This window comes from Duganella sp. LjRoot269 (assembly GCF_964254095.1).
In the GTDB taxonomy this organism is placed as follows: domain Bacteria; phylum Pseudomonadota; class Gammaproteobacteria; order Burkholderiales; family Burkholderiaceae_D; genus Rugamonas; species Rugamonas hordei.
The window spans coordinates 351,813-372,955 of sequence record NZ_CAXUSL020000001.1 but is presented as its reverse complement, the minus strand read 5'-3'; the positions used below and the strand labels follow the sequence as shown (position 1 = coordinate 372,955).

Genomic DNA, 21,143 nt, shown 5'->3' with positions numbered 1-21,143 from the left:
CAGCCGAATCCACAAGCCTTCTTCGTGCGAAGAAACGTACAATGTCGGCATTCGCGTTCTTGATTCCACGTCATGTACTCTAACGATCAACAACGCCTGCTGCTGGGCGACGCGCTGGAGCGCATCGTTGCCAACCCGAGCGCCAACCATCTGTGGCTGCATCTGATGCAGCTGATACGGGGCATCACCGACGCCGGCTTGCTGACGGAAGTGGTGCACGCGCTCACGACCATGGTGCCCGACGACGGTCTGGTGGGCTTTTACCGCGCCACCGTTCTCGATCTCTCCACCGGCGACCCGGTATTTCTGCCGCAGGCCTGCGCCTGCCTGCAAACCATCGCACCGCCCGACTTGGACCGCTATGCTGCGTTCTACGACGTGGCCTGGCAGCGTGTGCTGCTGTATGTAAATGGCAGGACGGAATACATTCGGAGGCTGAAGGAAGTCGGCCTGCCCCAGCTATCGCTGCTGATCGGCAGGCAACTGGCGCGCTACCTGCCGGCCGCGCCGGCGCCGGCTTGCGCGGAACCACAACTTCGGCGCGTGGCGCTGGTGGCGCCGCAACTGGCTACGCCTCTGCATCCGCCGACTCAGATGGCGCTGGACCAGGCGCGTACGCTGATCCAGCAGGGCATCGAGGTCAGCCTGTTCAGCTGTCAGGAAGCCATGGCGCCGGACCTGCGCCATCTGCTCGGCTCCGGCAGCGATACGCCGCAGTTGCACGCCGACCTGCAGGCCTGGATGGACAGCGCCGGTGCCCCCGTGAGTTTGTATCTGGCCGATCACCGCGTGTCGCTGCGCCGCCGCTGGCTGGACATGCTGGCCCAGATCGATGCGTACGCCCCCGACCTGGTGCTGTTTGTCGGACTGCACTCCGGTCTGGTTTCAGCGCTGTATCGGCGCTACCCTGTGCTGGGCATGTCGATCAATTCAATCGCGCCGATGGTGCCCGCCGATGCGTGGCTGACCGCGCAAAAGGCGCTGGCCGATACCGTGTCGCGCCCCTGGCATGAAGAATTTCCGGACAGCCTGGCGTGCTACCACCCGTTCCGCATGCGGCGCAAGGCGGCCGCCGTCGCGTTGCCGCGCAGCAGCCTCGGCGTCGATGACGACGCCGTGCTGTGCATTTCGATGGGAACGCATCTGGACATCAAAATCAGTGGTGAATGGGCGCAACGCATGGTAGCGGCCATGCAGTGCCACCCCAAGCTGGTGTGGCTGCTGGTCGGCGGTGGTGGCAGCTTGCCGCCCGCGCTGGCCGAGCTGGCTCCGGAGCGGCTTCGCCTGCAAGCCTACACGCCGCAGGCCGCGCAATGGCTGGCCGCCAGCGACATCTATCTGCATCCTCCCATCATGGGAGGCGGCTTTTCAGTGGCGGAAGCGATGGCGCAGGGCAAACCCGCGCTGGCGCTGGTTGACGCGGATGGCGGCGACAAGGCCGGCGACGAGGCGGCCGCCAACCTTGACGACTACTTTACCCGCCTCGACGCGCTGGCCGCCGATCCGGCATTGCGCCGCGCCAGCGGCGAGCGGATGCGCGCCCGTTTCGGCGGCGCGCTGGACCTGGCGGCGTCCGGCCCCAGCCTGCTGGCCGCGTGCCGGCAAGCCATGCAGCGCTACCGGCAGCGGATCAAACCAGCTGACGCTTGAACTTGGCCGGCACCCCGACCACCAGCGCGCCGGCCGCCACGTCGCCGACCGCCACGGCGCCGGCGCCGACGAAGGCATCGTCGCCGATGACCAGGCGCTCCAGCGTGGTGGCGCCGATCGCCACCGTCGCGCGGCAGCCGATGTTCGACAGCCCGCCGACATTGGCGCCCGGCTGCACGCGGGAATAAGCGCCGATCCGCGTGTCATGCCCGATGGTCACGCCGCGGTTGACGAACACATGGTCCTCCAGCATCGCGCCCGGCCCGACCACGCTGTTGGCGCCGACAAACACGCCCTGGCCCAGCGTCGCCAGCGGCGACACATAGGCGGTGGGATGGACCAGCGTCGTGAAGCGCAGCCCGAAGCGCTGCGCCAGTTCCAGCGCCAGTTGCTCGCGCGCCGGCGTGGTCGGGCCGAGCAGATAGACTTCGTCCGCGCCCGGCGTGAACTGCGCCAGCGTCTGCACCTGCGGCGGCGTGCAATGCCGGCTCAGCGCCTGCAGGCGTTGTTCCAGGCTCACGCTGCGCTCGTCAAGCACCTCGGCATGATGCTCCACCACCTTGCCCAGCTGCAGGCCGTTGGCCAGGGCGCAGTCGAACAGGTCCGACAGGATATTGCTGATGCCGAAAATGACCAGCGATGCGCGTGGCGCGGTTGTTGCAGCGGCCGTCATCGCGCAGGCCCCAGTCCCAGCATGCCGCGCGTCTGGCTTGCGGTCGCCAACGGACGCCCCAGCGCCGCCGCCTGGGCCGCGACCCGCTGCACCAGCTGGAGGTTGTCGGCCAGTTGCATGCGCGCATCGTCGAGCCACAAATTGTCTTCCAGCCCGACCCGCACGCCATGGCCCATCACCACGCCCAACGCGTTGGCCTGGGTCTGGAAGCGGCCGATGCCGCCCAGCGACCACACCGAGTCCGGCGGCAAGGATCCGACGATGGCGGACAAATGCAGCAACGTGGCCTGGGCCGTGCCCGGATTGCCGAGCAGGATGTTGAAATAATACGGCGCCTGGATCAGCCCTTTGTCGATCAGCATGTGGGCGATATTGACCATGCCCAGGTCGAACACTTCCAGCTCCGGCTTGATGCCGCGCTCCCGCATGATCTCCGCCAGCCGCACGATGGTCTGGGGCGCATTGATGCTGGCATCGCGCGCAAAATTCATCGATCCCAGCGTCAGGCTGGCCATGTCGGGCTTCAGCCCATCTTGCAGATACAACGTGGCGGCACGCTTTTCGACGTCGGCAACCAGGCGGCCGCTGGTGGTGGTGACGATGACGGTCTCAGAGGCCCGCGCGCGAATGGCGCCGATGATGTCGGCGTACACGCCCAGGTCTTCCGTGGGCGTGCCGTCGGCCGCGCGCGCGTGCAGATGCGCCATCGACACCCCCCGTCCGACGCAGCGCACCACATCGTCGGCAATCTCCGCGGGCGTCAGCGGGACGAAGGGTGATTGCGCGCGCGTAGGCATCATGCCGGTGGGCGCAAGATTGACGATCAGCGGCGTTTGCAACAATGTCATTGGAGATCAGGGATGGCGGAAAAAATTGGTCGGCCCCGACAGACCGGAAGGTACCGGCGATGGAGCGCAGGCGGAATTTTACTTGAATTACCTGGCCGCACCGGAGGAAAAACCTGCTTCGAACCCCATTCCCAACTCCGCCGCAAACAATCCGTGCTAACCTCGCGCCAAAGCTGACCCGACAACCTGAGGAGAAAGACCATGCCTGCCCTGGAGTCCGACGCCCACGCCGCCGAGGCGGCCCTGATGGACTGGCACCGCGCGCTGGAGGCCCATGACTGGGACGCGGTCGACGCCGGCTTGACAGCGGAATTCGTCAAGATCGAGCATGACCGTATCTTCGATAAGGCCGCCTTGCTGGCGCTGCTGACACCCAGCGCCGCGCTGGGGCGGCAACGGGCGTTTCTGCACGGGTTTCGCACCCAGGTGCGGGGCGACGTCGCCTGGACCACGGTGCGTAACGATGCTGTCTGGATCGCCAACGATGGCAAGGAAACCGCATACGGTTTTCTGGAAACGGCGGTCTTCAAACGCGAAGGCGACGCCTGGCGCATCGATCGCTATCACGCGACCCGCCTGGCCGCCCAAACCAAGGCAACCGGGGCTTGACGGGCGCTTACCTGGCGCCGCCGCAGGCCACGGCCATGCCGTCGGCCGATTTCAGGCACGTCTGGGCTTGGCCGCCGCAGGCGACGGCACGCCCGTCGGCTGAGCGTTCGCAGACTTGAGCCCGGCCGCCGCAGGCCACCGCGCGGCCGTCGGCGGATTTCTCACAGTATTCGGCGCGGCCGCCGCAGGCGACCTGCTGGCCGTCCGCCGACTTGCCGCAGAGTTCCGCGGCGCCACCGCAGCTCACCTGTCGGCCGTCCGCCGACGTTTCGCACACCGCCGCGCCGCCGCTGCGCGCGGACGCATTGGGCGACTGCGGGATGATGGTCATGCAGCCCGCGCATAGGAGCGATGTCAGCAGGGCCGTTACGGCGGAGAGTTTGGTCATGGCGTTATCGAAGATGTTGGACAGGCCAGCACGATACACCGGAACCGGTCGTTGTTGCAATTTTCACATTTCGCGGCAAAAATGGCGTCTGTTCAATTAACAACAGGATCACCGATGACCGACCTGAGCCATGACAGCCACCCGCAGCTGAGCAAGCACCGCATCGAAGCGCTGGTCGACGGCATTTTCGCCGTCGCCATGACCTTGCTGGTGATCGATCTGCGCCTGCCCGAGCATGCCCATCTTGCCGGCGAGGCGGAGTTGCGCGGCGTCCTCGTGGGCCTGATCCCCAACCTGATCTCGTGGCTGATCAGCTTTTTCGTGCTGGCGATCTTCTGGATCGCCAACCATCGCCTGTACAGCTACGTGCGCCACGCCGATCCGGGCCTGCTGTGGCTGACCATCCTCAACCTGGCCGGCGCCGCGCTGCTGCCGTTCGCCTCGGCGGTCAACAGCCAGTTCCCTTCCTTTACCGGCCAGCTGATCTATTCCGGCGTGATGATCTGGATGGGTGTATCCGCGCTGCTGCTGGCGCGCCGCATTTATCATCACCCCGGCCTGTGCGTGCATCCCATGGCGGAAGGCGCCTACCGCGCGACGGTGGTGCGCAGTTGCGGCGTGATGACGATTGCGGCGCTGGCCGCCGTCATCAGTTATTACGAGCCGCGCCTGTCCAACGCCGTGTTCGTGCTGATGTCCACGCTGCGTCCGATCGGCAACCGCGTCGAGCGCCGTTACGCGCCGGCTGCGGCCTGAGTCAGACCTCGCTCCACTGCCGCAGCAGGTTGTGATAATGGCCGGTCAGGCCGACCAGTTCCGCACAGTCGCCCAGCCGCGCGCGCAGGCTCTGGATGTTCTGGTCCAGCTCCAGCAGCATGCCGCGGCGCATGTCGTCGCGCACCATGCTCTGGGTCCAGAAGAAGGAACACACCCGCGCCCCGCGCGTGACCGGCTCAACCCGGTGCACGCTGGTGGACGGATATAAAATCAGATCGCCGGCCGGCAGCTTGACCTCATGTTCGCCATACGCGTCGGTGACGATCAACTCGCCGCCGTCGTATTCGTCCGGATCGCTGAGGAACAAGGTCGACGAGACGTCGGTGCGCAGCCACTGGCCGCCCGGCGTCGTGCGCCGCATCGAGCCGTCGACATGGGCGCCGTAGTGCTCGCCGCCGGCGTAGCTGTTGAACAGCGGCGGACAGGTGCGCAGCGGCAGCGCGGCGGAGAAGAACAGCGGGCTGTGCGCCAGCCCCGCCTGCACGATCGCGCCCAGTTCCTGCGCCAGCGCCGAGCCCTCGGCCAGCTGGCGGTTCTGCTTGACCTGCGCGCCCTGGGCGCCGACGGTGGCGCGGCCGTCCACCCAGTCCGACTGGTCGAGGCGGCGCCGCATCGCGGCCACCTGTTCGCGGCTCAGCACGGCGGGAATATGCAGCATCATGATCATCTCCTTGAAAACGAAAAGCCCCGCCGGTGAGGACGGGGCCCAGCTGCCCGGAAACGTTAGAACTTGAAGTTGGCCGTCACGCTGGCCGAGCGCGGGGCGCCCGGCGTGTAGCGGTAGCCCGACTTGTTGATCGCCTGCACATACTGCTTGTCGGCCAGGTTGTAGACGTTCAGGCGCAGGTCGACGTGCTTGTTGAGCGGGTACGAAGCCATGGCGTCGTAGACCCAGTATGAATCGGCGTAGGCCGGGGTGCCGACGGCGCCGTCGGTGCCGCGCAGCAGCTTGTCGCTGAAGCGGGCGCCGCCGCCGATCTGCAGGCCCATCGGCAGCGTATACGAGGTCCATGCGGTGAACGCCTGCTTGGGCGTGTAGGTCAGCGCGTTCTCGCCGCTGGCGGTGGTCAGCTTGCCCGATTCGATGCTGGTCGACATGCGGGTGTAGCCGGCGCTGATCAGCCAGTTGCGCATCAGTTCGCCGGTCACGCCCAGCTCGATGCCCTGCACGCGCTTCTTGCCGTTCTGGTAGAACTTGGTCGAGTCGGTCGGATCGACTTCGATCTCGTTCTTCACTTCGGTGCGGTAGGCGGCGGCCGACAGCGACAGTTTCTGCTTCAGCAGGTCCCACTTGGTGCCGAACTCGTAGTTGGTGGTCACCTGCGGATCGTAGTTCGGGTTGGCGGCGCTGTTGGCCGCCGTGCTCAGCGTGAATGTGTTGCCGCCCGGTGGAGCTTTCGACGTGGCGACCAGGCCGTAGACGCTGCTCTCGGCGGTCGGCTTGAACAGCACCGACAGCTTGCCGTTGATCAGGTTGTCGCCCGATTCCAGCGAGGTCGGGATCCTGGTGCCGATCGGCAGCACTTGCGGGGTGGCCGCCGCCTGCAGCGCGATGCCGTTGAAGGTGGTGTTGTAGTGGTCGACGCGCACGCCGCCGTTGATGATCCACTGGTCGCCGAACTTGGCGGTGTCGAAGGCGTACACGCTCTCGGTGCTGGTCTGGCCGTTGCCGTTGGCGCCGTTGCGGCCGTAGGTCAGCGTGACCGGCGCGTTCGGGTTCGGGTGGTAGATGCTGGTGTCCGGCAGCGCGCCGGAGATGGCCGCCCAGGTGTAGTTCAGCTGCTTCTCGTTGGTCAGCTCGAGGCCGCCCACGATGGTGTGCCTGACCGCGCCGGTGACGGCGTCGAAGGTGATGGTGGTCTGGTTGGTGACGATCTCGTTCGACTGGTCCTTGAAGTTCAGGTTGGTGCGCTTCAGGGTCCAGCTGTCGGGATTGCTGTCCTTGTTCACGGTGGCGGTCGGCAGGTTGGCCGTGGTCGCGGTGAACGAGGTCAGCAGGTAGCTTTGCGTGGTCTTGCCCCAGCGGGTGGTGTTCTGCAGCCTGGCGCCGCCGGCGAAGTCGTGCTCGACGCGCACGGTGAACATGTCGGCCTTGACGTCGTCATGGTCCAGCGTCGAGCCGTAGAAGTTGTTCGGATCGACAGGCTTGGCGCTGCTCAGGAACGGACGGGTGGCGTCCGGCGTGGTGTAGCCCGGCAGGCCGATGGTCAGCACGCCGCCGTCGGGGATGTTGTTTTGTTTAACGTGCAGCAAGTCCAGGTAGACGCGGGTCGGGCTGTTCAGGCCGAACGCCAGCGTCGGCGCGACGGCCCAGCGCTTGTTCTTGACCACGTCGCGCGCCGGGTTGCCGCTGTCCTGGTCGAGGATGTTGAGGCGGAAGGCGGTGCCGGTGTCGGCGTTGATCACCTGGTTGAGATCGGCGCTGGCGCGCTTTTGCCGGCCGCTGCCGAAGGTGACGGCGCCGCTGTAGGCGTTTTCCAGCAGCGGCTGCTTGCTGACCAGGTTGATCGAGCCGGTCGGCGAGCTGCGGCCGTTGTCGGTGCCGGCCGGGCCCTTGAGCACGTCGATCTGTTCGATGTTGAAGGTGTCGCGCGAGATCGAGCCGACGTCGCGCACGCCGTCGACGTAGATGCTGCCGGAGGCGTCGAAGCCGCGCATGTAGATGGCGTCGCCGGTGTTGGTGCTGCCGTTTTCGCCGAGGAAGAAGGCGCCCACGCCCGGCGTGTTGCGCAGCGCTTCGGTCAGCGTGACGGCGCCTTGCTGTTCGATCAGCTCTTTCTTGATGACGCTGATGGACTGGGCGGTGTCGACCAGTTTTTCCGTGTACTTGGCGGACGAGGCCTTGTCGGCCTTGAAGCCGTTGAGGGTGCTGCCCTGGACCTTGATTTCCTGCAGCGTCTGGTTGGCGCCGGCCACGATCACCGGCGCGCCGGCGTCGCCCTTCTCGGCGGCGTGGGCGGCCACCGGCAGCAGCATCACGGCCAGCGCCGCACCCATATGTTGGTTGAAGCGCGATTGCGCGTGTTTGCGGCTCTTGATCATTTCAGGCGTCTTTCTCAAAGAATATAGCGGCTGGCTGCGCTTGATTCTTCTCTGAAGACCGCGTCTGGCTGCCGGGTTGGCTGTATTTCAACCCGATAAGAATAGCAAGTTTCCTTACATTTGTAAATGCGAATTATTATCAATACTATTCGTTTGTAACGCCGCCATCACGGCCGGCGCTCAGGATTGCTCGCGTTCGAGCCAGGCGCGGGCCCGCGCCAGCGTCTGTTCCAGCTCGGCGCGCACCGTCCGGTAGCGTTCGTCGAGCTCGTCGTTGCGCTGGCCGTTGATGGCGTCCTCGGCGGCGATGGTGGCCTCGACCAGGCGCTTCGCGCCCAGCACCCCGACCGCGCCGCGCAGGCTGTGGAAGGCGCGGGCCGCGTCGCGCAGCCGCCCTTCCTGCAGCGCCTCGCCGGCCAGGTCGACCGGCGCCATGCCGGTGTCGAGGGCGCCGCGCACCATCTTGAACATCACCAGGCGGCCCTTGGGATCCTTGCCCATCACCCGCATCAGGCTGTCCATATTGAAGATGCTGGCTTCGTCGACGGGGGCTGGCGGCGGTTCCGGCGGAGGTTCAGGCGCCGCCGCCGCGTCCAGCCTGGCGGGCAGGTTGCGCAGCAGCACGACCATCATTTCCTCCACCTCGATCGGCTTGGGGATGAAGTCGGTGATGCCGACCTCGGTGCAGCGGTGGCGCTCGGAGCCGAGCACGCCCGCCGTCATGGCGATGATCGGCAGCGTCAGCCGCAGTTCCTTGCGCAGGATGCTGGTGGCGGTAAAGCCGTCCATCACCGGCATCTGCATGTCCATCAGCACCAGGTCGTAGTGGTTGGCGCCGGCGCGCAGCAGCTCGACCGCCTGGCTGCCGTCGCCCACCACGTCCAGCTCGGCGCCGGCCAGCTCCAGGATGCCGCGCGCCACCGCCTGGTTGAGCGCGTTGTCCTCCACCAGCAGCAGGCGCACGCCGGCCAGGCTGCCGGCGATGCCCTGCTCGGCAGCCGCCTGTTGCGCGCCGTCGCTCTTGTCCGCCAGCGCCTGGTGCAGCGCGTCGAACAGGTTGGAACTGGTGATCGGCTTGACCAGCACCACGTCCGCCTCCGGCGCGTTGGAGATTTCCTCCAGGCGGTCGCGGGCGAAGGCATTGACCATCACCACGATGGGCTGCTTCTGGCCGGCCGCCGCCGCGCGTATGCCCTTGGCGGTGGCCAGCCCGTCCATGCCGGGCATGTGCCAGTCGGCCAGCACCACGTCGTAGTGCTGCTGCCGCGCCTGGCCCTGGCGGTAACGCAGCAGCGCCGCCGCGCCGGAATCGACTTCGTCGGCGTGCCAGCCCCAGGCCCGTATCAGCTTGGCGATCACTTCCCGGCTGGTGCGGTTGTCGTCCGCCACCAGCAGGCGCAACTGGCCCAGCGCGGGCCGCCGGCGCTCGTCCGGCTGCTCGGGCAGGATCTCGAACGGCAGGCTGAACCAGAAGGTCGAGCCCTGGCCCGGCACGCTGTCGACGGCGATCTGCCCGCCCATCAGCTCAATCAGGCGCTTGGTGATGGCCAGGCCCAGGCCGGTGCCGCCGAAGCGCCGCGTGATGCTTTGGTCGGCCTGCGAGAAGGCGTTGAACAGCTGCGCCAGCTGGCTGTCGGTCATGCCGATGCCGGTGTCGCGCACCTCGAAGCGCAGCAGCGCGTGCTGGTCCTCGCGCGCCTCCAGCTCGACACCGACCACCACCTCGCCGTGCTCGGTGAACTTGATGGCGTTGCCGGCCAGGTTGACCAGGATCTGCTGCAGCCGCATGGCGTCGCCGCGCAAGTGCCGCGGCACGGCCGGATCGACGCTGATGGCCAGCTCCAGTTCCTTGTCGCCGGCGTTCATCGTCATCAGCGTGGCCAGCGAATTCATCGTGTCGTCCAGCGCGAACTCCACCGGCGACAATTCCATGTGGCGCGCCTCGATCTTGGAGAAATCCAGCACGTCGTTGAGGATGCCCAGCAGCGACTGGCCGGAGACCCGCACCATGCTCAGGTATTTGCGCTGCTGCGTGGTCAGCTCGGTATTGCCGAGCAGGTAGGCCATGCCCAGCACAGCGTTCATCGGCGTGCGGATTTCATGGCTCATATTGGCCACGAACTCGCTCTTGGCGCGGTTGGCCGCCTCGGCGCGGTCGCGTTCGCGCTCCAGCTCGGCGGCGCGCGCCTCCACTTCCCGCTGCAGGCGCAAGCGTTCGGTGATGTCGGAGATCACCGCCAGCACCTTGGTGCCCTGGTCGGTGCGCACCGCGCTCAGGTTGATCTCGAGCGGGAACTCGCTGCCGTCGCGGCGCAGGCCGTACAGCGCGGCGCCGCTGCCCATGCGCACCGGTTCGGCGCTGAGGCGGTCGGCGAAGAACTTCAGGCGATGCGCGGCGTGCTGGCCGCGCAGCCGCTCCGGCACCAGCACTTCCAGCGGCTGGCCCAGCACCTCGTCGCGGCTGTAGCCGAAGCAGCGCTCGCCTTCGCGGTTGAAGGTCTCGATGGCGCCGTCCACGCCGACCACGACGATGGCGTTCGGCGCGAATTCCACCAGGCTTTGCAGGCGGGCGTCGGCCGCCAGCCGTTCGTGCATCAGGTCGTTGAACGCGGTGGTCAGCTGGCCCACCTCGTCCTGCGCGTAGGTCGGCAGCGGCGTGAAACGGCCGGGATTGTCACGCAGCGCGACGATGGCGTCGCGCAGCTTGACCAGCGGCGCCATCAGGCGCAAGGTCACCCAGCCGATCAGCAGCGCCGCCAGCACGGAGGCCAGCCCGCTCCACAGCAGCAGGCGGTACAGCACGCCGTCGAAGGGCTCGAACGCTTCCTTGGCCGGCAGCGAGGCGCACAGCACCCAGTTCACCGATTTCAGCGACTTGTAGCTGTTGAGCGCGCGCTGGCCCGAACCGTTGATGCTGTCGAGCGTGCCTTCAAAGCCGTGCTCCAGCGCCAGCGTGGTGGCCGCGTTGGCGTTGGGCTGGCGCGGCTGCAGCAGCCGGTTCAGCTCGGGATGCAGCACATACACCGGCGCCGGGCCCTTGGTCAGCGCGAAGTAATAGCCGCTCTGGCCGACCTTGGCGTTGCGCAAATGGCCGAGCAGATTGTCCTTGTACAGGCGCAGCACGCCGATCAGCACGCCTACCACCTCGCCCTTGGCGTTGAGCACCGGGGCGATCATCTGCACGATGGGCTGCTTGTTGACCTTGCCGATCAGCGGTTCGGTGATCATCGGCTTGCGGGTGCGCATCACCGTCTTGAAGTATTCGCGGTCGGAGGCGTCGATGCCGACGCGGCCCGGCACCACTGGCAGGTCGGCGATCAGCTGGCCCTGCGGGCTGAGCACCAGCAGGTCGTCGAACAAGGCCAGCACGGCGCGGTCCTGGTAATAGTCGCGCAGCTGGTCGGTGGACCTGGCGATGCCCGGCGGCTGGTTGCGGGCGGACACGGCGATGATGTCAAGCAACATCATCAGCTTGTCGTCGAGCTCTTCCGCGGTGCGGTTGATCAGCGCCGTTTGCTGGGCGAACAGCACCTTGGTGAAGTCTTCCTGCATGCGCTGGGTCTGCACCACCGTCACCAGCGCGATCATCAGGATGGAGGTGATGCTGGTGGCCAGCGCTACTTTTGCCTTGATACCGGGTGACTTCATCGCATCCTTCACAATCGGGCGTGGGTGGGATCAGTCTTAAACGCTAGGGAATTCTCCTATCAAAGGGCGGCCAAGGCAACAGGATAAGAAATATTTTCGACGGCGCGAATCGAAATGGCTTGAAGCGGCCTCTTAGTAGCCGAGGGACTTCCTCTGCGACACAAGGAGTGCATAATGTTTTATGTGAAAAACCTACCGAACTGGGAGCGCGCGCTGCGCGTCATCGCCGGCCTGGCCGCCATCTACCTGGGCCTGGCCGTGCTGGGCGGCATGTGGGGCACGGTGGTGGCGGCATCGGCGGCCGGCATCGTCGGTTCCGGCCTGTTCGGCTTCTGCCCGATGTGCGCGCTGGTCGGCCGCCGGCTCGACAACGCCGCCAAACAAGGCAAAATCTAGGGAACGCATGAGTCTGGCCGAACAACATCTACCGGTGCTGGACGCCGCCCATCGCGGCGATCCGGCGGCGCTGGCGCAGCTGCTGCGGCTGTGCCAGCCCGATATCCGCCGCTACGCCCAGCGCAACTGCCTGATCGGCGACGTCGACGACGCCGTGCAGGAAGCGCTGCTGGTGCTGTCGCGCCGGCTGTCGTCGGTGCGCATGCTGGCGGCGTTTTCCGGCTGGCTGTTCCAGGTCGTCAAGCGCGAATGCCACCGGCTGGGCCGCGCCGCGCTGGGCCATGATCCGTGGGACGACGAGCGCGCCGAGCAATGGCTGGCCAGCCAGGATATGGCCGGCCTGCGGCTGGAACTGGTCAACGCGCTCGAATCGCTGCCGGCCGATTACCTGCAAGTGGTGTTGCTGCGCGATTTTGCCGAACTGTCGATCGGCGAGATCGCCGAACAGCTCGGTCTCACCACGGCCGCGATCAAGAGCCGCTTGCATCGTGCAAGGCTGATGGCGCGCGAATACCTGATCGGCTGAGTGCGGCGTAGCCTGGTCGAGGCTTAGTCGGAGCTCAGCGTCACCTCGCGTTGCCCCGGCCAGCTCCACGTGCCGGCCAGCCGCCAGTCGCGTTTTTCGCCTTCCACCAGCACCACCCAGCGGCTGCGCTCGAGCATCGGCAGGTTGATCTGGAACATGCCGAATTCGTCCGGCTGTACCACCAGCTTGATGTCTTTTTCCGGCAATGTCGCATGCGACAGGTGCACGAACAGCCGCTCCGTCCTGCCGTGATCGTCGGTGCGGCGGCGCAACTGCCCCGCCAGCAAGCCCTGCGTGGCGTCATAGCCCAGCGACACCGACAGGCCCAGCGACGACGCCAGGCGGTCGCGCCGCAAATCCTGGTTGATCGCCTTGCCCTGCTTGTAGTAGTCGCCGACCACCAGCGCATCCTGCTGCGAGAACGCCAGCCAGCCGGTATAGGTGCCGGCCACCACCACCAGCGCCGGGCCGGCCATCAGCAGCCACGGCCAGCGCTGCTTCCACCACGGCGTCGCCGTGGTCATCGTCATTGTTACGCTCATCTAGCTCTCCTTAACGCGGCACGAAAAACACCGCGTGTTCTTCCACCCGCAGCGACGGTTGGTCGACCGCGGTCAGTTCGATCTCGATCTTGTTCGAGCCCGGATGGCCGGCGCCGTGCGCTGTGCGCAGCCGGATCGCATGGGCCTTGGTTTCGGTGCCCTCGACCCGCACCAGGTCCGGCGTCACCTGGGTCAAGGTCGCCAGGCCGCTGACGGCGATGCGGTAGGTATGGGCCTGCTCGGAGGTGTTCATGATCTGCAGCCGGTAGACGTTTTCGATCATGCCGTCCTCGACCTCGCGGCCCATGGCGCCGCGGTCGCGGATCACGTCCAGCTTGAGCGGCGTGCGCAGCGCCAGCGCGGTGCCGACGCCGATGACGATCAGCGCCAGGATGCCGGCGTAGATCTTCACGCGCGGACGCAGCGTGCGCTGGCGGATCTCGGTCGGCGTGTAGTGCATCAGCATCGCCCGCTCGGTGCTGTAGCGGATCAGGCCGCGCGGCTGGCCTATCTTGTCCATCACGCCGTTGCAGGCGTCGACGCAGGCGGCGCAGCCTATGCATTCATACTGCAGGCCCTTGCGGATGTCGATGCCGGTCGGGCATACCTGCACGCACATCGAGCAATCGATGCAGGAGCCGCCGTTGCCGTTTTCGGTTTTCGACAGCGGGCCGCGCGGTTCGCCGCGCGCGCTGTCGTAGGTGATGATCAGCGTGTCGCGGTCGAACATCGAGCTCTGGAAGCGGGCATACGGGCACATGTACTTGCACACCTGTTCGCGCATCCAGCCGGCGTTGCCGTAGGTGGCGAAGCTGTAGAACACCACCCAGAACCATTCCCACGGGCCGAAGTTCAAGCTCAGCACCTCGCCACCCAGCAGCTTGATCGGCGTGAAATAGCCGACGAAGGTGAAGCCGGTCCACAGCGCCACCGCGCCCCAGGCCAGGTGCTTGGCGCTTTTCTTCGCGAACTTGCGCGCCGAGGGCGGTTGCCGGTCCAGCAGCATGCGGGCGCTGCGCTTGCCTTCGATCTTGCGTTCTATCCACAGGAAGATCTCGGTGTACACCGTTTGCGGACAGGCGAAGCCGCACCACACCCGCCCCGCCACCGCCGTCGCCAGGAACAGCAGATAGGCGCAGATGATCAGCAGCGCGGCCAGGTAGATGAAGTCCTGCGGCCACAGGACCAGGCCAAAGATGTAGAACTTGCGCGCCGTCAGGTCGAACAGCAGGGCCTGGCGGCCGTTCCACTGCAGCCACGGCGTGCAGTAGAACGCCAGCTGCGTCAGCCAGACAAACAGCCAGCGCAGGCGGGCGTAGCGGCCGCTGGCTTCGCGCGGATAGATTTCCTCGCGGGCCGCGTACATCTTGATCACTTGTGGGGCAGCATCGGTCATCGCATCAGTCCATCAAGGCGCGGCGGCGGGCGCGGCGGCCATGGCGGGTATCGCCGCCGGCGCGCCGGCGTCGTTCGACAGGCTCCACACGTAGGCGGCCAGCACGTGCACCTTGGCGTCGCCGAGGAAGTCCTCGAACGCCGGCATGGTGGTGGTGCGGCCCTTGCGGATGGTTTCCATCACGGTCTCGGCGCTGCCGCCGAACAGCCAGATCTTGTCGGTCAGGTTGGGCGCGCCGAGGGCCTGGTTGCCGGTGCCGCCTGCGCTGTGGCAAGCCATGCAGGCGCCGAACTTGTCCTTGCCGAACACCACCTTGATCGGATCGGCGGTCGAGCCGGACAGGCTGAGCACGTAGTGCGCGACGTTTTCCACGTCCTTGTCCGAACCGAGCGCCGCGCCCATCGGCGGCATCATGCCGGTGCGGCCGTGCAGGATGGTTTCCTTGATGGTTTCCGGCGCGCCGCCGAACAGCCAGTCCTTGTCGGTCAGGTTGGGGAAGCCCTTGTTGCCGCGCGCGTCCGAGCCGTGGCATTGCGCGCAGTAGGTCAGGAACAGCCGCTCGCCGATGGCGTGCGCCTTCGGATCGGCCGCCACCGCCTTCAGGTCCTGCTTCTGGTATTGCGCGAACAGCGGGCCGTAGTCGGTCTCGGCCTGCTTGAGCTCGGCCTGGTACTGGCCGGACGATTTCCAGCCCAGCTTGCCGGCGTAGGTGCCCAGGCCCGGGTACAGGAACAAATAGGCCAGGCCGAACACGATGGTGATGTAGAACAGCCACATCCACCAGCGCGGCATCGGCGTGTTCAGCTCGGTCAAGTCTTCGTCCCACATGTGGCCGGTGGTCTGGCCGGGCTGGCCCTTGACCTTCGATTGGGAGAACAGCAGGATGCCGCAGCCGGCGATGCCGAGCAGGGTCAGCACGGCGATGTACAGGTCCCAGAAGCCGTTGGTGAAGTCAGCCATGATGGGCCTCCTTTTCAGCGTCCTCGTCGTCGAACGGCAGTTGCGCCGCCGTGGCGAAGTCGGCTTCCTTGTTGTGGATGAAGGCCCACCACAGGATGCCGGCGAAGGTGATGAAGGAAATCACCGTCATCACGCTGCTGGCGCGGTCAAACAGAGTGTCGATAGCCATGCTAGTTCCTCGTCTTGATCAATGTGCCCAGGCCTTGCAGGTAGGCGACCAGGGCGTCTTCTTCGGTCTTGTCTTTGAGCTCGGCCGGAGCGGCGGCGATCTCGGCGTCGGTGTAGGGATCGCCCAGGCGCTTGAGCGCCTTCATCTTCGGCACGATGGATTCCGGCACCAGCGACGTCTGCGCCAGCCACGGGTAGTTCGGCATATTCGATTCCGGCACCACGTCGCGTGGATTGGCCAGGTGGGTGCGGTGCCATTCGTCGCTGTAGCGGCCGCCCACGCGCGCCAGGTCGGGACCGGTGCGCTTGGAACCCCACTGGAACGGACGGTCGTAGACGAACTCGCCGGCCACCGAGTAGTGGCCGTAGCGTTCGGTCTCGGCGCGGAACGGCCGTATCATCTGCGAGTGGCAGTTGTAGCAGCCTTCGCGCACATAGATGTCGCGGCCGGCCAGGCGCAGCGGCGAATACGGCTTCAGGCCCGCCACCGGCTCGGTGGTGGACTTCTGGAAGAACAGCGGCACGATCTCGACGGCGCCGCCGACGCTGACCACCAGCGTCACCAGCGCGATCAGCAGCCAGGGGTTTCTCTCGATCCAGTCATGTGAAAATTTCGATTTCATACTGTGCTCCGATATCAGGCGTGGCCGGCGGCCAGCGCGGGAATGCGTGCCACGGCGGTGTCGCGGTTACGCAAGGTCATCCAGGTGTTGTAGCCCATCAGGCACATGCCGCTCAGGTACAGCAAGCCGCCGCCGAAGCGCACCACGTAGTACGGATAGGTGGCCTTGACGCCCTCGACGAAGGTGTAGGTCAGCGTGCCGTCCGGATTGACGGCGCGCCACATCAGGCCCTGCATCACGCCGGCGATCCACATCGCGGCGATGTACAGCACGATGCCGATGGTGGCGACCCAGAAGTGCACGTCGATCAGGCGGGTGCTCCACATCTTTTGCTGGCCGGCCAGGCGCGGCAGCAGGTAGTAGATCGAACCCATGGTGATGAAGCCGACCCAGCCCAGCGCGCCGCCGTGGACGTGGGCGATGCCCCAGTCGGTGTAGTGCGACAGCGCGTTGACGGTCTTGATCGACATCATCGGGCCCTCGAAGGTGGCCATGCCGTAGAACGACAGCGAGACGATCATGAATTTCAGGATAGGGTCGGTGCGCAGCTTGTGCCAGGCGCCGGACAGGGTCATGATGCCGTTGATCATGCCGCCCCAGCTTGGCGCCAGCAGGATCAGCGAGAACACCATGCCGATCGATTGCGTCCAGTCCGGCAGCGCGGTGTAGTGCAGGTGGTGCGGGCCGGCCCACATATAGGTGAAGATCAGCGCCCAGAAGTGCACGATCGACAGCCGGTACGAATACACCGGACGTTCTGCCTGCTTGGGAATGAAGTAGTAGACCATGCCGAGGTAGCCGGCGGTCAGGATGAAGCCCACCGCGTTATGGCCGTACCACCACTGGATCATCGCGTCCTGCACGCCGGAATAGGCGGAGTACGATTTGAACAGTGTGGCCGGCATGCTGGCGCCGTTGACCACGTGCAGGATCGTCACGGCGATGATGTAGCCGGCGAAGAACCAGTTGGCCACGTAGATGTGCTTGACCTTGCGCGTCAGCAGGGTGCCGAAGAACACCACCGCGTAAGAGACCCAGACCACGGCGATCAGCAGGGTGATCGGCCATTCCAGCTCGGCGTATTCCTTGCCGCGGGTCAGGCCCATCGGCAGCGTGACGACGGCGCTGAGGATGACCGCCTGCCAGCCCCAGAAGGTGAAGGCGGCCAGCTTGTCCGAGAACAGCCGCACCTGGCAGGTGCGCTGCACCACGTAGTACGAGGTGGCGAACAGGCCGCAGATGCCGAACGCGAAAATGACCGCGTTGGTGTGCAGCGGCCGCAGGCGGCCATAGGTCAGCCAGGGAATGTCCAGGTTCAGCGACGGCCATGCCAGCTGGGCGGCGATAATGACGCCCACCAGCATGCCGACGATGCCCCAGACCACGGTGGCGACTGCGAATTGCTTCACAATCTTGTAGTTGTAGTTCTGTGCAAGGTCCACTTGAAGTTCTCCCAAGAACGCTTTGATGATGTGTATCAAAGGTTACGGAAGTGGGACCCAAAAAACCTTGATGTGGATCAAAAAATTCCGGAACCAGCTAGTCATCCGGCGGCTTGTCGTCATCCTGCAGAACGCGCAGCGCCGGGCCGACCAGGTCGTCGAACTGGCCGTCGTCCGAGGCCTTGAAAAAGATCCACAGCGCCACGAACACCAGCAGCACGCTGATCGGAACGAGCAGGTAGAGCGCATCCATCAAGAACTCCTTCTGAGTCGCAGCGCGTTGGCCACCACCACGGCCGAACTGAGCGCCATGCCGACGCCGGACAGCCAGGGATTGAGCAGGCCCATGGCCGCGGCCGGTATCGCCAGCAGGTTGTAGACGCTGGCCCAGGCCAGGTTCTGGTGGATCACCCGCATCGTGCGCGCCGCCACGCGCGCGCTGTCGGCCACGGCGCCGAGGCGCCCGTGCAGCAGCACCGCGTCGGCATGGGCCTGCGCCAGCGCGGCGCCTTCGCCCATCGCGAACGACACGTCGGCCGCGCTCAGCACGGCCGCGTCGTTGATGCCGTCGCCTATCATCGCCACCACCGCGCCCTGCTGCTGCAAGCGCTTGACGAAGGCCAGCTTTTCCTCGGGCAGGCAGTTGCCGACGGTGGTGTGGATGCCCAGCCGGTCGCCGACCTCGCGCACCAGCCTGTCGTTGTCGCCGCTCAGCAGCACCACGGTCTTGCCCGTCCGGTGGAAATAGTCGACGGTGGCCTGGGCGTCGTCGCGCAGGCCGTCGCACAGATGCAGGCACGCCAGCCATTGCCCCTCCACGCCGAGATAGACGGGCGTGACGCCGGCGCCGGTGTCGTGCGGCGGCGCGGCGCCGCTCAAGCCGGCCACGAAGCCGGCGCTGCCGAGGCGGTAGCGCCGGTCGTGCACCATGCCTTCGATGCCGCGGCCGGCGGTTTCGCATACCTCGCTGGCCTGCCAGTCCTCGCGGCCGTGGTTGTCGACGGCGGCGCCGACAATGGCGCGCGCCAATGGATGGGCGCTGCCGGCATCCAGCGCGGCGGCCACCCGCAGGCAAAAGTCCGGCTGCATCCTGCCCAGCGGCTGGATCTTCCGCAGCATGGGGCGGCCATGGGTCAGCGTGCCGGTCTTGTCGAACACAATGTGCGTGGCGCGGTGCAGCGTCTCCAGCGTCTGCGGGCCGGTGACCAGCACGCCTTCCCGCAGCAGCCGGTCGGTGGCGGCGGCCAGCGCGGTCGGCGTGGCCAGCGACAGCGCGCACGGGCAGGACACCACCAGCACCGCGACGGCGATCGGCCACGCGCGCGCGGCGCTGTAGCCGTCGAGCCAGAACCAGAAGCCGAACGCGGCCAGCGCGAACAGCAGCAGCGCGGCCACGAACCAGGCGGCCACGCGGTCGGCCCACAGCGCGATGCGAGGCTTGTCGCGTCCGGCGCGATCTATCAGTTTGATCAGGCTGGACAAGGTGCTGTCCTGCGCGCGGCGCGTCACGCGGGCGACCACCACGGTGCCGGCGTTGATGGCACCGCCCGGCAAGGCGTCGCCGACCGCCTTGGCGACCGGCGCGCTCTCGCCGCTCAGCAGCGACACATCCAGCAAGGTGCGGCCATCGACGATGACGCAGTCGGCGGGCACCGCCTCGCCCGGCTTGATCATGATGAGGTTATCCACAACCAGCGCGGCGGCCTTGACCAGCGTGGCGGCGTGGCTGTCCGGATAATTTTCCAGCAGCGTGGCGGAGGCGGGCAGCGCGTGCTGCAGGCGCTCCAGCGCGGCGCCGGCCTTGCGGCGCGCGCGCAGCTCGAAGTAGCGGCTGCACAGCAGCAGGAAGATGAACATCGTCACCGAATCGAAATACACGTCGCCGTGTCCGCGCACGGTGGCCGCCACGCTGGCGCCGAAGGCGGCGGCGATGCCCAGCGCCACCGGCAAGTCCATGCCCGGCGCGCGCGCCCGCAGGCTGGCCCAGGCGCCGCGCCAGAACGGCTGCGCCGAATAGCAGATCGCCGGCAAGGTCAGCAGCAGGCTGGCCCAGCGCATCAGCGTCGCCATGCTGTCGTCCAGCGTGCCGTCGTCGGCCAGATAGGCGGGGGCGACGTACATCATCACCTGCATCATCGACAGCGCGGCGACGAACAGCTGGCGGCCCAATGTCTTGGAAGCCTTGCGCTGCTGCTCGCCGTGGCGGCCGGCGTCGTAGGGATAGGCGGCATAGCCGATGGCGTGCAGCGCGGCCAGGATGGCGCCGGGTTCGCAAACCTCGCTGCGCCAGCGCACGTACAGGCGCTCGGTGGCGACGTTGAGCTGGGCGCTTTCCACGCCCGGCAGCCTGGCCAGGCGCTGCTCGATCAGCCAGACGCAGGCGGCGCAGCGTATGCCCTCCACCGCGAACATGGCTTCGCGGCTGTCGCCGTCGAGGGCGAAGCGGGGATCGGCGTTGTCGTACAGCTGCAGCTCGGGCGGCACCAGTTGCGCGCCGTCGGCGGTTGCCGCATAGCCGGCGCGATCGCGGTAATACGATTGCTGGCCGAGGTCGACGATGGTCTGCGCCACCGCGGCGCAACCGGGGCAGCACATGGCGCGCTCGGCGCCGTCGATGGACACCTGCCATGCGGCGCTGCCGCGGGCCGGCAGCGGCAGTCCGCAGTGGTAGCAGACGCTTGCGTTGTGGACGCGCTCTACGAATGTGGTGTCAGGCATAAGCTATCCATCCATGCTGGCGTGAGGCCGCCGGCCGCGCGCGCCAGTCCCAGCATGCCAAAGGCCAGCACCAGCAGGCCGCAGGCGACGCGTACAGTTTTCTTCCGCAAGGCGCTTTGCAGGCGCGCGCCCAGCAGGCCCAGGCCGGTCAGCATCGGCAGCGTGCCGAGGCCGAACGCCAGCATCACCGCCGCGCCGTTGCCGGCCGAGCCGCTGAGCATGGCGGTCAGCAGCACACTGTAGACCATGCCGCACGGCAGCCAGCCCCACAGCAGCCCGAGCGCGAACGCCTGCTGCGGCCGGCGCGCCGGCATCAGCGCCTTCATCATCGGCGCCAGCACCGGCTGCGCGCGCCGCCACAGCACGCGGCCGCCCTGCTCCAGCACGGCCAGGCCGCGCCAGGCGTCCATCAGGTACAGGCCCAGCGCGACCAGCATCAGGCTGGCCAGCCAGTAAAAGGCCAGTTGCACGCCGGCCAGCGCGAGCATGTCTTGCGCGCCGCCCGCGAGGCCGCCCGCCAGCGCGCCGGCCGTCATGTAGCTGGCGATGCGGCCGGCGTTGTAAGCCAGCACGCGCGGCAACGCGCTGTCGGCGACCTGCACGATGGCGACCACCCTGCGCGCCGGCTGCGCGCTGGCCGTCAAGGCGCCGACGATGCCGCCGCACATGCCGATGCAGTGGACGCTGCCCGCCAGGCCGACCACAAACACGGGCAGTAGCTGCAGGGCGTTCATGAT

20 protein-coding genes are annotated in these 21,143 nt (G+C 66.7%); 5 read left to right on the top strand and 15 right to left on the bottom strand.

The genetic code is table 11. From position 1 onward, the window contains the following. The first annotated feature begins 72 nt into the window (after nucleotides 1-72). Nucleotides 73-1,650, top strand: a complete 1,578-nt coding sequence (locus tag ACSQ3S_RS01535) for a hypothetical protein (protein WP_436141400.1) — start codon at nucleotides 73-75, stop codon at nucleotides 1,648-1,650. Here the strand turns inward: ACSQ3S_RS01535 and ACSQ3S_RS01530 are convergent. Next, a complete protein-coding gene (locus tag ACSQ3S_RS01530) occupies nucleotides 1,631-2,323 on the bottom strand; it encodes an acetyltransferase (protein WP_436141399.1) in 693 nt (230 codons plus the stop codon). The genes ACSQ3S_RS01535 and ACSQ3S_RS01530 overlap by 20 nt on opposite strands. Beyond that, on the bottom strand, nucleotides 2,320-3,171 hold the full coding sequence (locus ACSQ3S_RS01525) for a 3-keto-5-aminohexanoate cleavage protein (RefSeq protein WP_436141398.1): 852 nt from the start codon (nucleotides 3,169-3,171) through the stop codon (nucleotides 2,320-2,322). Before ACSQ3S_RS01525 ends, ACSQ3S_RS01530 begins: the two co-directional genes overlap by 4 nt. A 201-nt stretch (nucleotides 3,172-3,372) precedes the next feature. Between ACSQ3S_RS01525 and ACSQ3S_RS01520 the strand changes: the two genes are divergently transcribed. Continuing rightward, on the top strand, nucleotides 3,373-3,780 hold the full coding sequence (locus tag ACSQ3S_RS01520) for a YybH family protein (RefSeq protein ID WP_176653253.1): 408 nt from the start codon (nucleotides 3,373-3,375) through the stop codon (nucleotides 3,778-3,780). Nucleotides 3,781-3,787: 7 nt separating this feature from the next. Here the strand turns inward: ACSQ3S_RS01520 and ACSQ3S_RS01515 are convergent, their stop codons facing one another. After that, nucleotides 3,788-4,168 carry a hypothetical protein gene (locus ACSQ3S_RS01515; protein WP_176653254.1) on the bottom strand — a complete coding sequence of 127 codons (381 nt, stop codon included), beginning with the start codon at nucleotides 4,166-4,168 and terminating at the stop codon, nucleotides 3,788-3,790. A gap of 114 nt (nucleotides 4,169-4,282) precedes the next feature. On the opposite strand from ACSQ3S_RS01515, the gene ACSQ3S_RS01510 reads away from it, so the two are divergent. Then, the gene (locus tag ACSQ3S_RS01510; RefSeq protein ID WP_436141397.1) at nucleotides 4,283-4,924 is read left to right on the top strand and encodes a TMEM175 family protein; all 642 of its coding nucleotides are present in this window, start codon (nucleotides 4,283-4,285) and stop codon (nucleotides 4,922-4,924) included. A 1-nt stretch (nucleotide 4,925) separates the two neighbouring features. On the opposite strand, the gene ACSQ3S_RS01505 is transcribed toward ACSQ3S_RS01510, so the two are convergent. From ACSQ3S_RS01505 to ACSQ3S_RS01495, 3 genes are all read right to left on the bottom strand, one after another. Beyond that, entirely contained in the window at nucleotides 4,926-5,606 is a 681-nt protein-coding gene (locus ACSQ3S_RS01505) for a Fe2+-dependent dioxygenase (RefSeq protein ID WP_436141396.1), read from the bottom strand. A gap of 62 nt (nucleotides 5,607-5,668) precedes the next feature. Further along, the gene (locus ACSQ3S_RS01500; RefSeq protein ID WP_436141395.1) at nucleotides 5,669-7,987 is read right to left on the bottom strand and encodes a catecholate siderophore receptor Fiu; all 2,319 of its coding nucleotides are present in this window, start codon (nucleotides 7,985-7,987) and stop codon (nucleotides 5,669-5,671) included. Nucleotides 7,988-8,167: 180 nt separating this feature from the next. Continuing rightward, nucleotides 8,168-11,635, bottom strand: a complete 3,468-nt coding sequence (locus ACSQ3S_RS01495) for a response regulator (protein WP_436141394.1) — start codon at nucleotides 11,633-11,635, stop codon at nucleotides 8,168-8,170. Between the two features lie 174 nt (nucleotides 11,636-11,809). Here ACSQ3S_RS01495 and ACSQ3S_RS01490 point away from each other — a divergent pair, with 174 nt between their 5' ends. Beyond that, complete coding sequence (locus tag ACSQ3S_RS01490) at nucleotides 11,810-12,031, top strand: YgaP family membrane protein (protein WP_436141393.1); 222 nt, start codon at nucleotides 11,810-11,812, stop codon at nucleotides 12,029-12,031. Between the two features lie 7 nt (nucleotides 12,032-12,038). Next, the gene (locus tag ACSQ3S_RS01485) at nucleotides 12,039-12,557 is read left to right on the top strand and encodes an RNA polymerase sigma factor (protein ID WP_436141392.1); all 519 of its coding nucleotides are present in this window, start codon (nucleotides 12,039-12,041) and stop codon (nucleotides 12,555-12,557) included. Between the two features lie 23 nt (nucleotides 12,558-12,580). Here the strand turns inward: ACSQ3S_RS01485 and ACSQ3S_RS01480 are convergent, their stop codons facing one another. From ACSQ3S_RS01480 to ACSQ3S_RS01440, 9 genes are all read right to left on the bottom strand, one after another. Next, nucleotides 12,581-13,099, bottom strand: coding sequence for a FixH family protein (locus ACSQ3S_RS01480; RefSeq protein WP_436141391.1), 519 nt, complete (start codon nucleotides 13,097-13,099; stop codon nucleotides 12,581-12,583). 10 nt (nucleotides 13,100-13,109) lie between these two features. Next, the gene (gene ccoG / locus ACSQ3S_RS01475; protein WP_353401756.1) at nucleotides 13,110-14,495 is read right to left on the bottom strand and encodes a cytochrome c oxidase accessory protein CcoG; all 1,386 of its coding nucleotides are present in this window, start codon (nucleotides 14,493-14,495) and stop codon (nucleotides 13,110-13,112) included. Between the two features lie 12 nt (nucleotides 14,496-14,507). Then, the gene (gene ccoP, locus ACSQ3S_RS01470; RefSeq protein WP_436141390.1) at nucleotides 14,508-15,455 is read right to left on the bottom strand and encodes a cytochrome-c oxidase, cbb3-type subunit III; all 948 of its coding nucleotides are present in this window, start codon (nucleotides 15,453-15,455) and stop codon (nucleotides 14,508-14,510) included. Then, nucleotides 15,448-15,624 (bottom strand): cbb3-type cytochrome oxidase subunit 3, encoded by a 177-nt coding sequence (locus ACSQ3S_RS01465; RefSeq protein WP_176653264.1) that lies wholly within the window; start codon nucleotides 15,622-15,624, stop codon nucleotides 15,448-15,450. The genes ccoP and ACSQ3S_RS01465 overlap by 8 nt, the downstream gene beginning before the upstream one ends. A gap of 1 nt (nucleotide 15,625) precedes the next feature. Beyond that, the gene (gene ccoO, locus ACSQ3S_RS01460) at nucleotides 15,626-16,246 is read right to left on the bottom strand and encodes a cytochrome-c oxidase, cbb3-type subunit II (RefSeq protein WP_176653265.1); all 621 of its coding nucleotides are present in this window, start codon (nucleotides 16,244-16,246) and stop codon (nucleotides 15,626-15,628) included. Between the two features lie 14 nt (nucleotides 16,247-16,260). After that, nucleotides 16,261-17,688: a cytochrome-c oxidase, cbb3-type subunit I gene (gene ccoN, locus ACSQ3S_RS01455; RefSeq protein ID WP_353401753.1), complete on the bottom strand. Its 1,428-nt coding sequence runs from the start codon at nucleotides 17,686-17,688 to the stop codon at nucleotides 16,261-16,263. Nucleotides 17,689-17,785: 97 nt separating this feature from the next. Continuing rightward, a complete protein-coding gene (gene ccoS, locus ACSQ3S_RS01450; protein ID WP_436141389.1) occupies nucleotides 17,786-17,941 on the bottom strand; it encodes a cbb3-type cytochrome oxidase assembly protein CcoS in 156 nt (51 codons plus the stop codon). Then, nucleotides 17,941-20,406, bottom strand: a complete 2,466-nt coding sequence (locus ACSQ3S_RS01445) for a heavy metal translocating P-type ATPase (protein WP_436141388.1) — start codon at nucleotides 20,404-20,406, stop codon at nucleotides 17,941-17,943. Before ACSQ3S_RS01445 ends, ccoS begins: the two co-directional genes overlap by 1 nt. Beyond that, nucleotides 20,385-21,140: a sulfite exporter TauE/SafE family protein gene (locus ACSQ3S_RS01440; RefSeq protein WP_436141387.1), complete on the bottom strand. Its 756-nt coding sequence runs from the start codon at nucleotides 21,138-21,140 to the stop codon at nucleotides 20,385-20,387. Before ACSQ3S_RS01440 ends, ACSQ3S_RS01445 begins: the two co-directional genes overlap by 22 nt. Nucleotides 21,141-21,143 lie beyond the last annotated feature (3 nt).

Bases quoted from the DNA above. Each gene is read 5' to 3' on its own strand.
- ACSQ3S_RS01535 (WP_436141400.1), top strand. From the start codon at position 73: ATGTACTCTAACGATCAACAACGCCTGCTGCTGGGCGACGCGCTGGAG.
- ACSQ3S_RS01530 (WP_436141399.1), bottom strand. From the start codon at position 2,323: ATGACGGCCGCTGCAACAACCGCGCCACGCGCATCGCTGGTCATTTTC.
- ACSQ3S_RS01525 (WP_436141398.1), bottom strand. From the start codon at position 3,171: ATGACATTGTTGCAAACGCCGCTGATCGTCAATCTTGCGCCCACCGGC.
- ACSQ3S_RS01520 (WP_176653253.1), top strand. From the start codon at position 3,373: ATGCCTGCCCTGGAGTCCGACGCCCACGCCGCCGAGGCGGCCCTGATG.
- ACSQ3S_RS01515 (WP_176653254.1), bottom strand. From the start codon at position 4,168: ATGACCAAACTCTCCGCCGTAACGGCCCTGCTGACATCGCTCCTATGC.
- ACSQ3S_RS01510 (WP_436141397.1), top strand. From the start codon at position 4,283: ATGACCGACCTGAGCCATGACAGCCACCCGCAGCTGAGCAAGCACCGC.
- ACSQ3S_RS01505 (WP_436141396.1), bottom strand. From the start codon at position 5,606: ATGATGCTGCATATTCCCGCCGTGCTGAGCCGCGAACAGGTGGCCGCG.
- ACSQ3S_RS01500 (WP_436141395.1), bottom strand. From the start codon at position 7,987: ATGATCAAGAGCCGCAAACACGCGCAATCGCGCTTCAACCAACATATG.
- ACSQ3S_RS01495 (WP_436141394.1), bottom strand. From the start codon at position 11,635: ATGAAGTCACCCGGTATCAAGGCAAAAGTAGCGCTGGCCACCAGCATC.
- ACSQ3S_RS01490 (WP_436141393.1), top strand. From the start codon at position 11,810: ATGTTTTATGTGAAAAACCTACCGAACTGGGAGCGCGCGCTGCGCGTC.
- ACSQ3S_RS01485 (WP_436141392.1), top strand. From the start codon at position 12,039: ATGAGTCTGGCCGAACAACATCTACCGGTGCTGGACGCCGCCCATCGC.
- ACSQ3S_RS01480 (WP_436141391.1), bottom strand. From the start codon at position 13,099: ATGAGCGTAACAATGACGATGACCACGGCGACGCCGTGGTGGAAGCAG.
- ccoG (WP_353401756.1), bottom strand. From the start codon at position 14,495: ATGACCGATGCTGCCCCACAAGTGATCAAGATGTACGCGGCCCGCGAG.
- ccoP (WP_436141390.1), bottom strand. From the start codon at position 15,455: ATGGCTGACTTCACCAACGGCTTCTGGGACCTGTACATCGCCGTGCTG.
- ACSQ3S_RS01465 (WP_176653264.1), bottom strand. From the start codon at position 15,624: ATGGCTATCGACACTCTGTTTGACCGCGCCAGCAGCGTGATGACGGTG.
- ccoO (WP_176653265.1), bottom strand. From the start codon at position 16,246: ATGAAATCGAAATTTTCACATGACTGGATCGAGAGAAACCCCTGGCTG.
- ccoS (WP_436141389.1), bottom strand. From the start codon at position 17,941: ATGGATGCGCTCTACCTGCTCGTTCCGATCAGCGTGCTGCTGGTGTTC.
- ACSQ3S_RS01445 (WP_436141388.1), bottom strand. From the start codon at position 20,406: ATGCCTGACACCACATTCGTAGAGCGCGTCCACAACGCAAGCGTCTGC.
- ACSQ3S_RS01440 (WP_436141387.1), bottom strand. From the start codon at position 21,140: ATGAACGCCCTGCAGCTACTGCCCGTGTTTGTGGTCGGCCTGGCGGGC.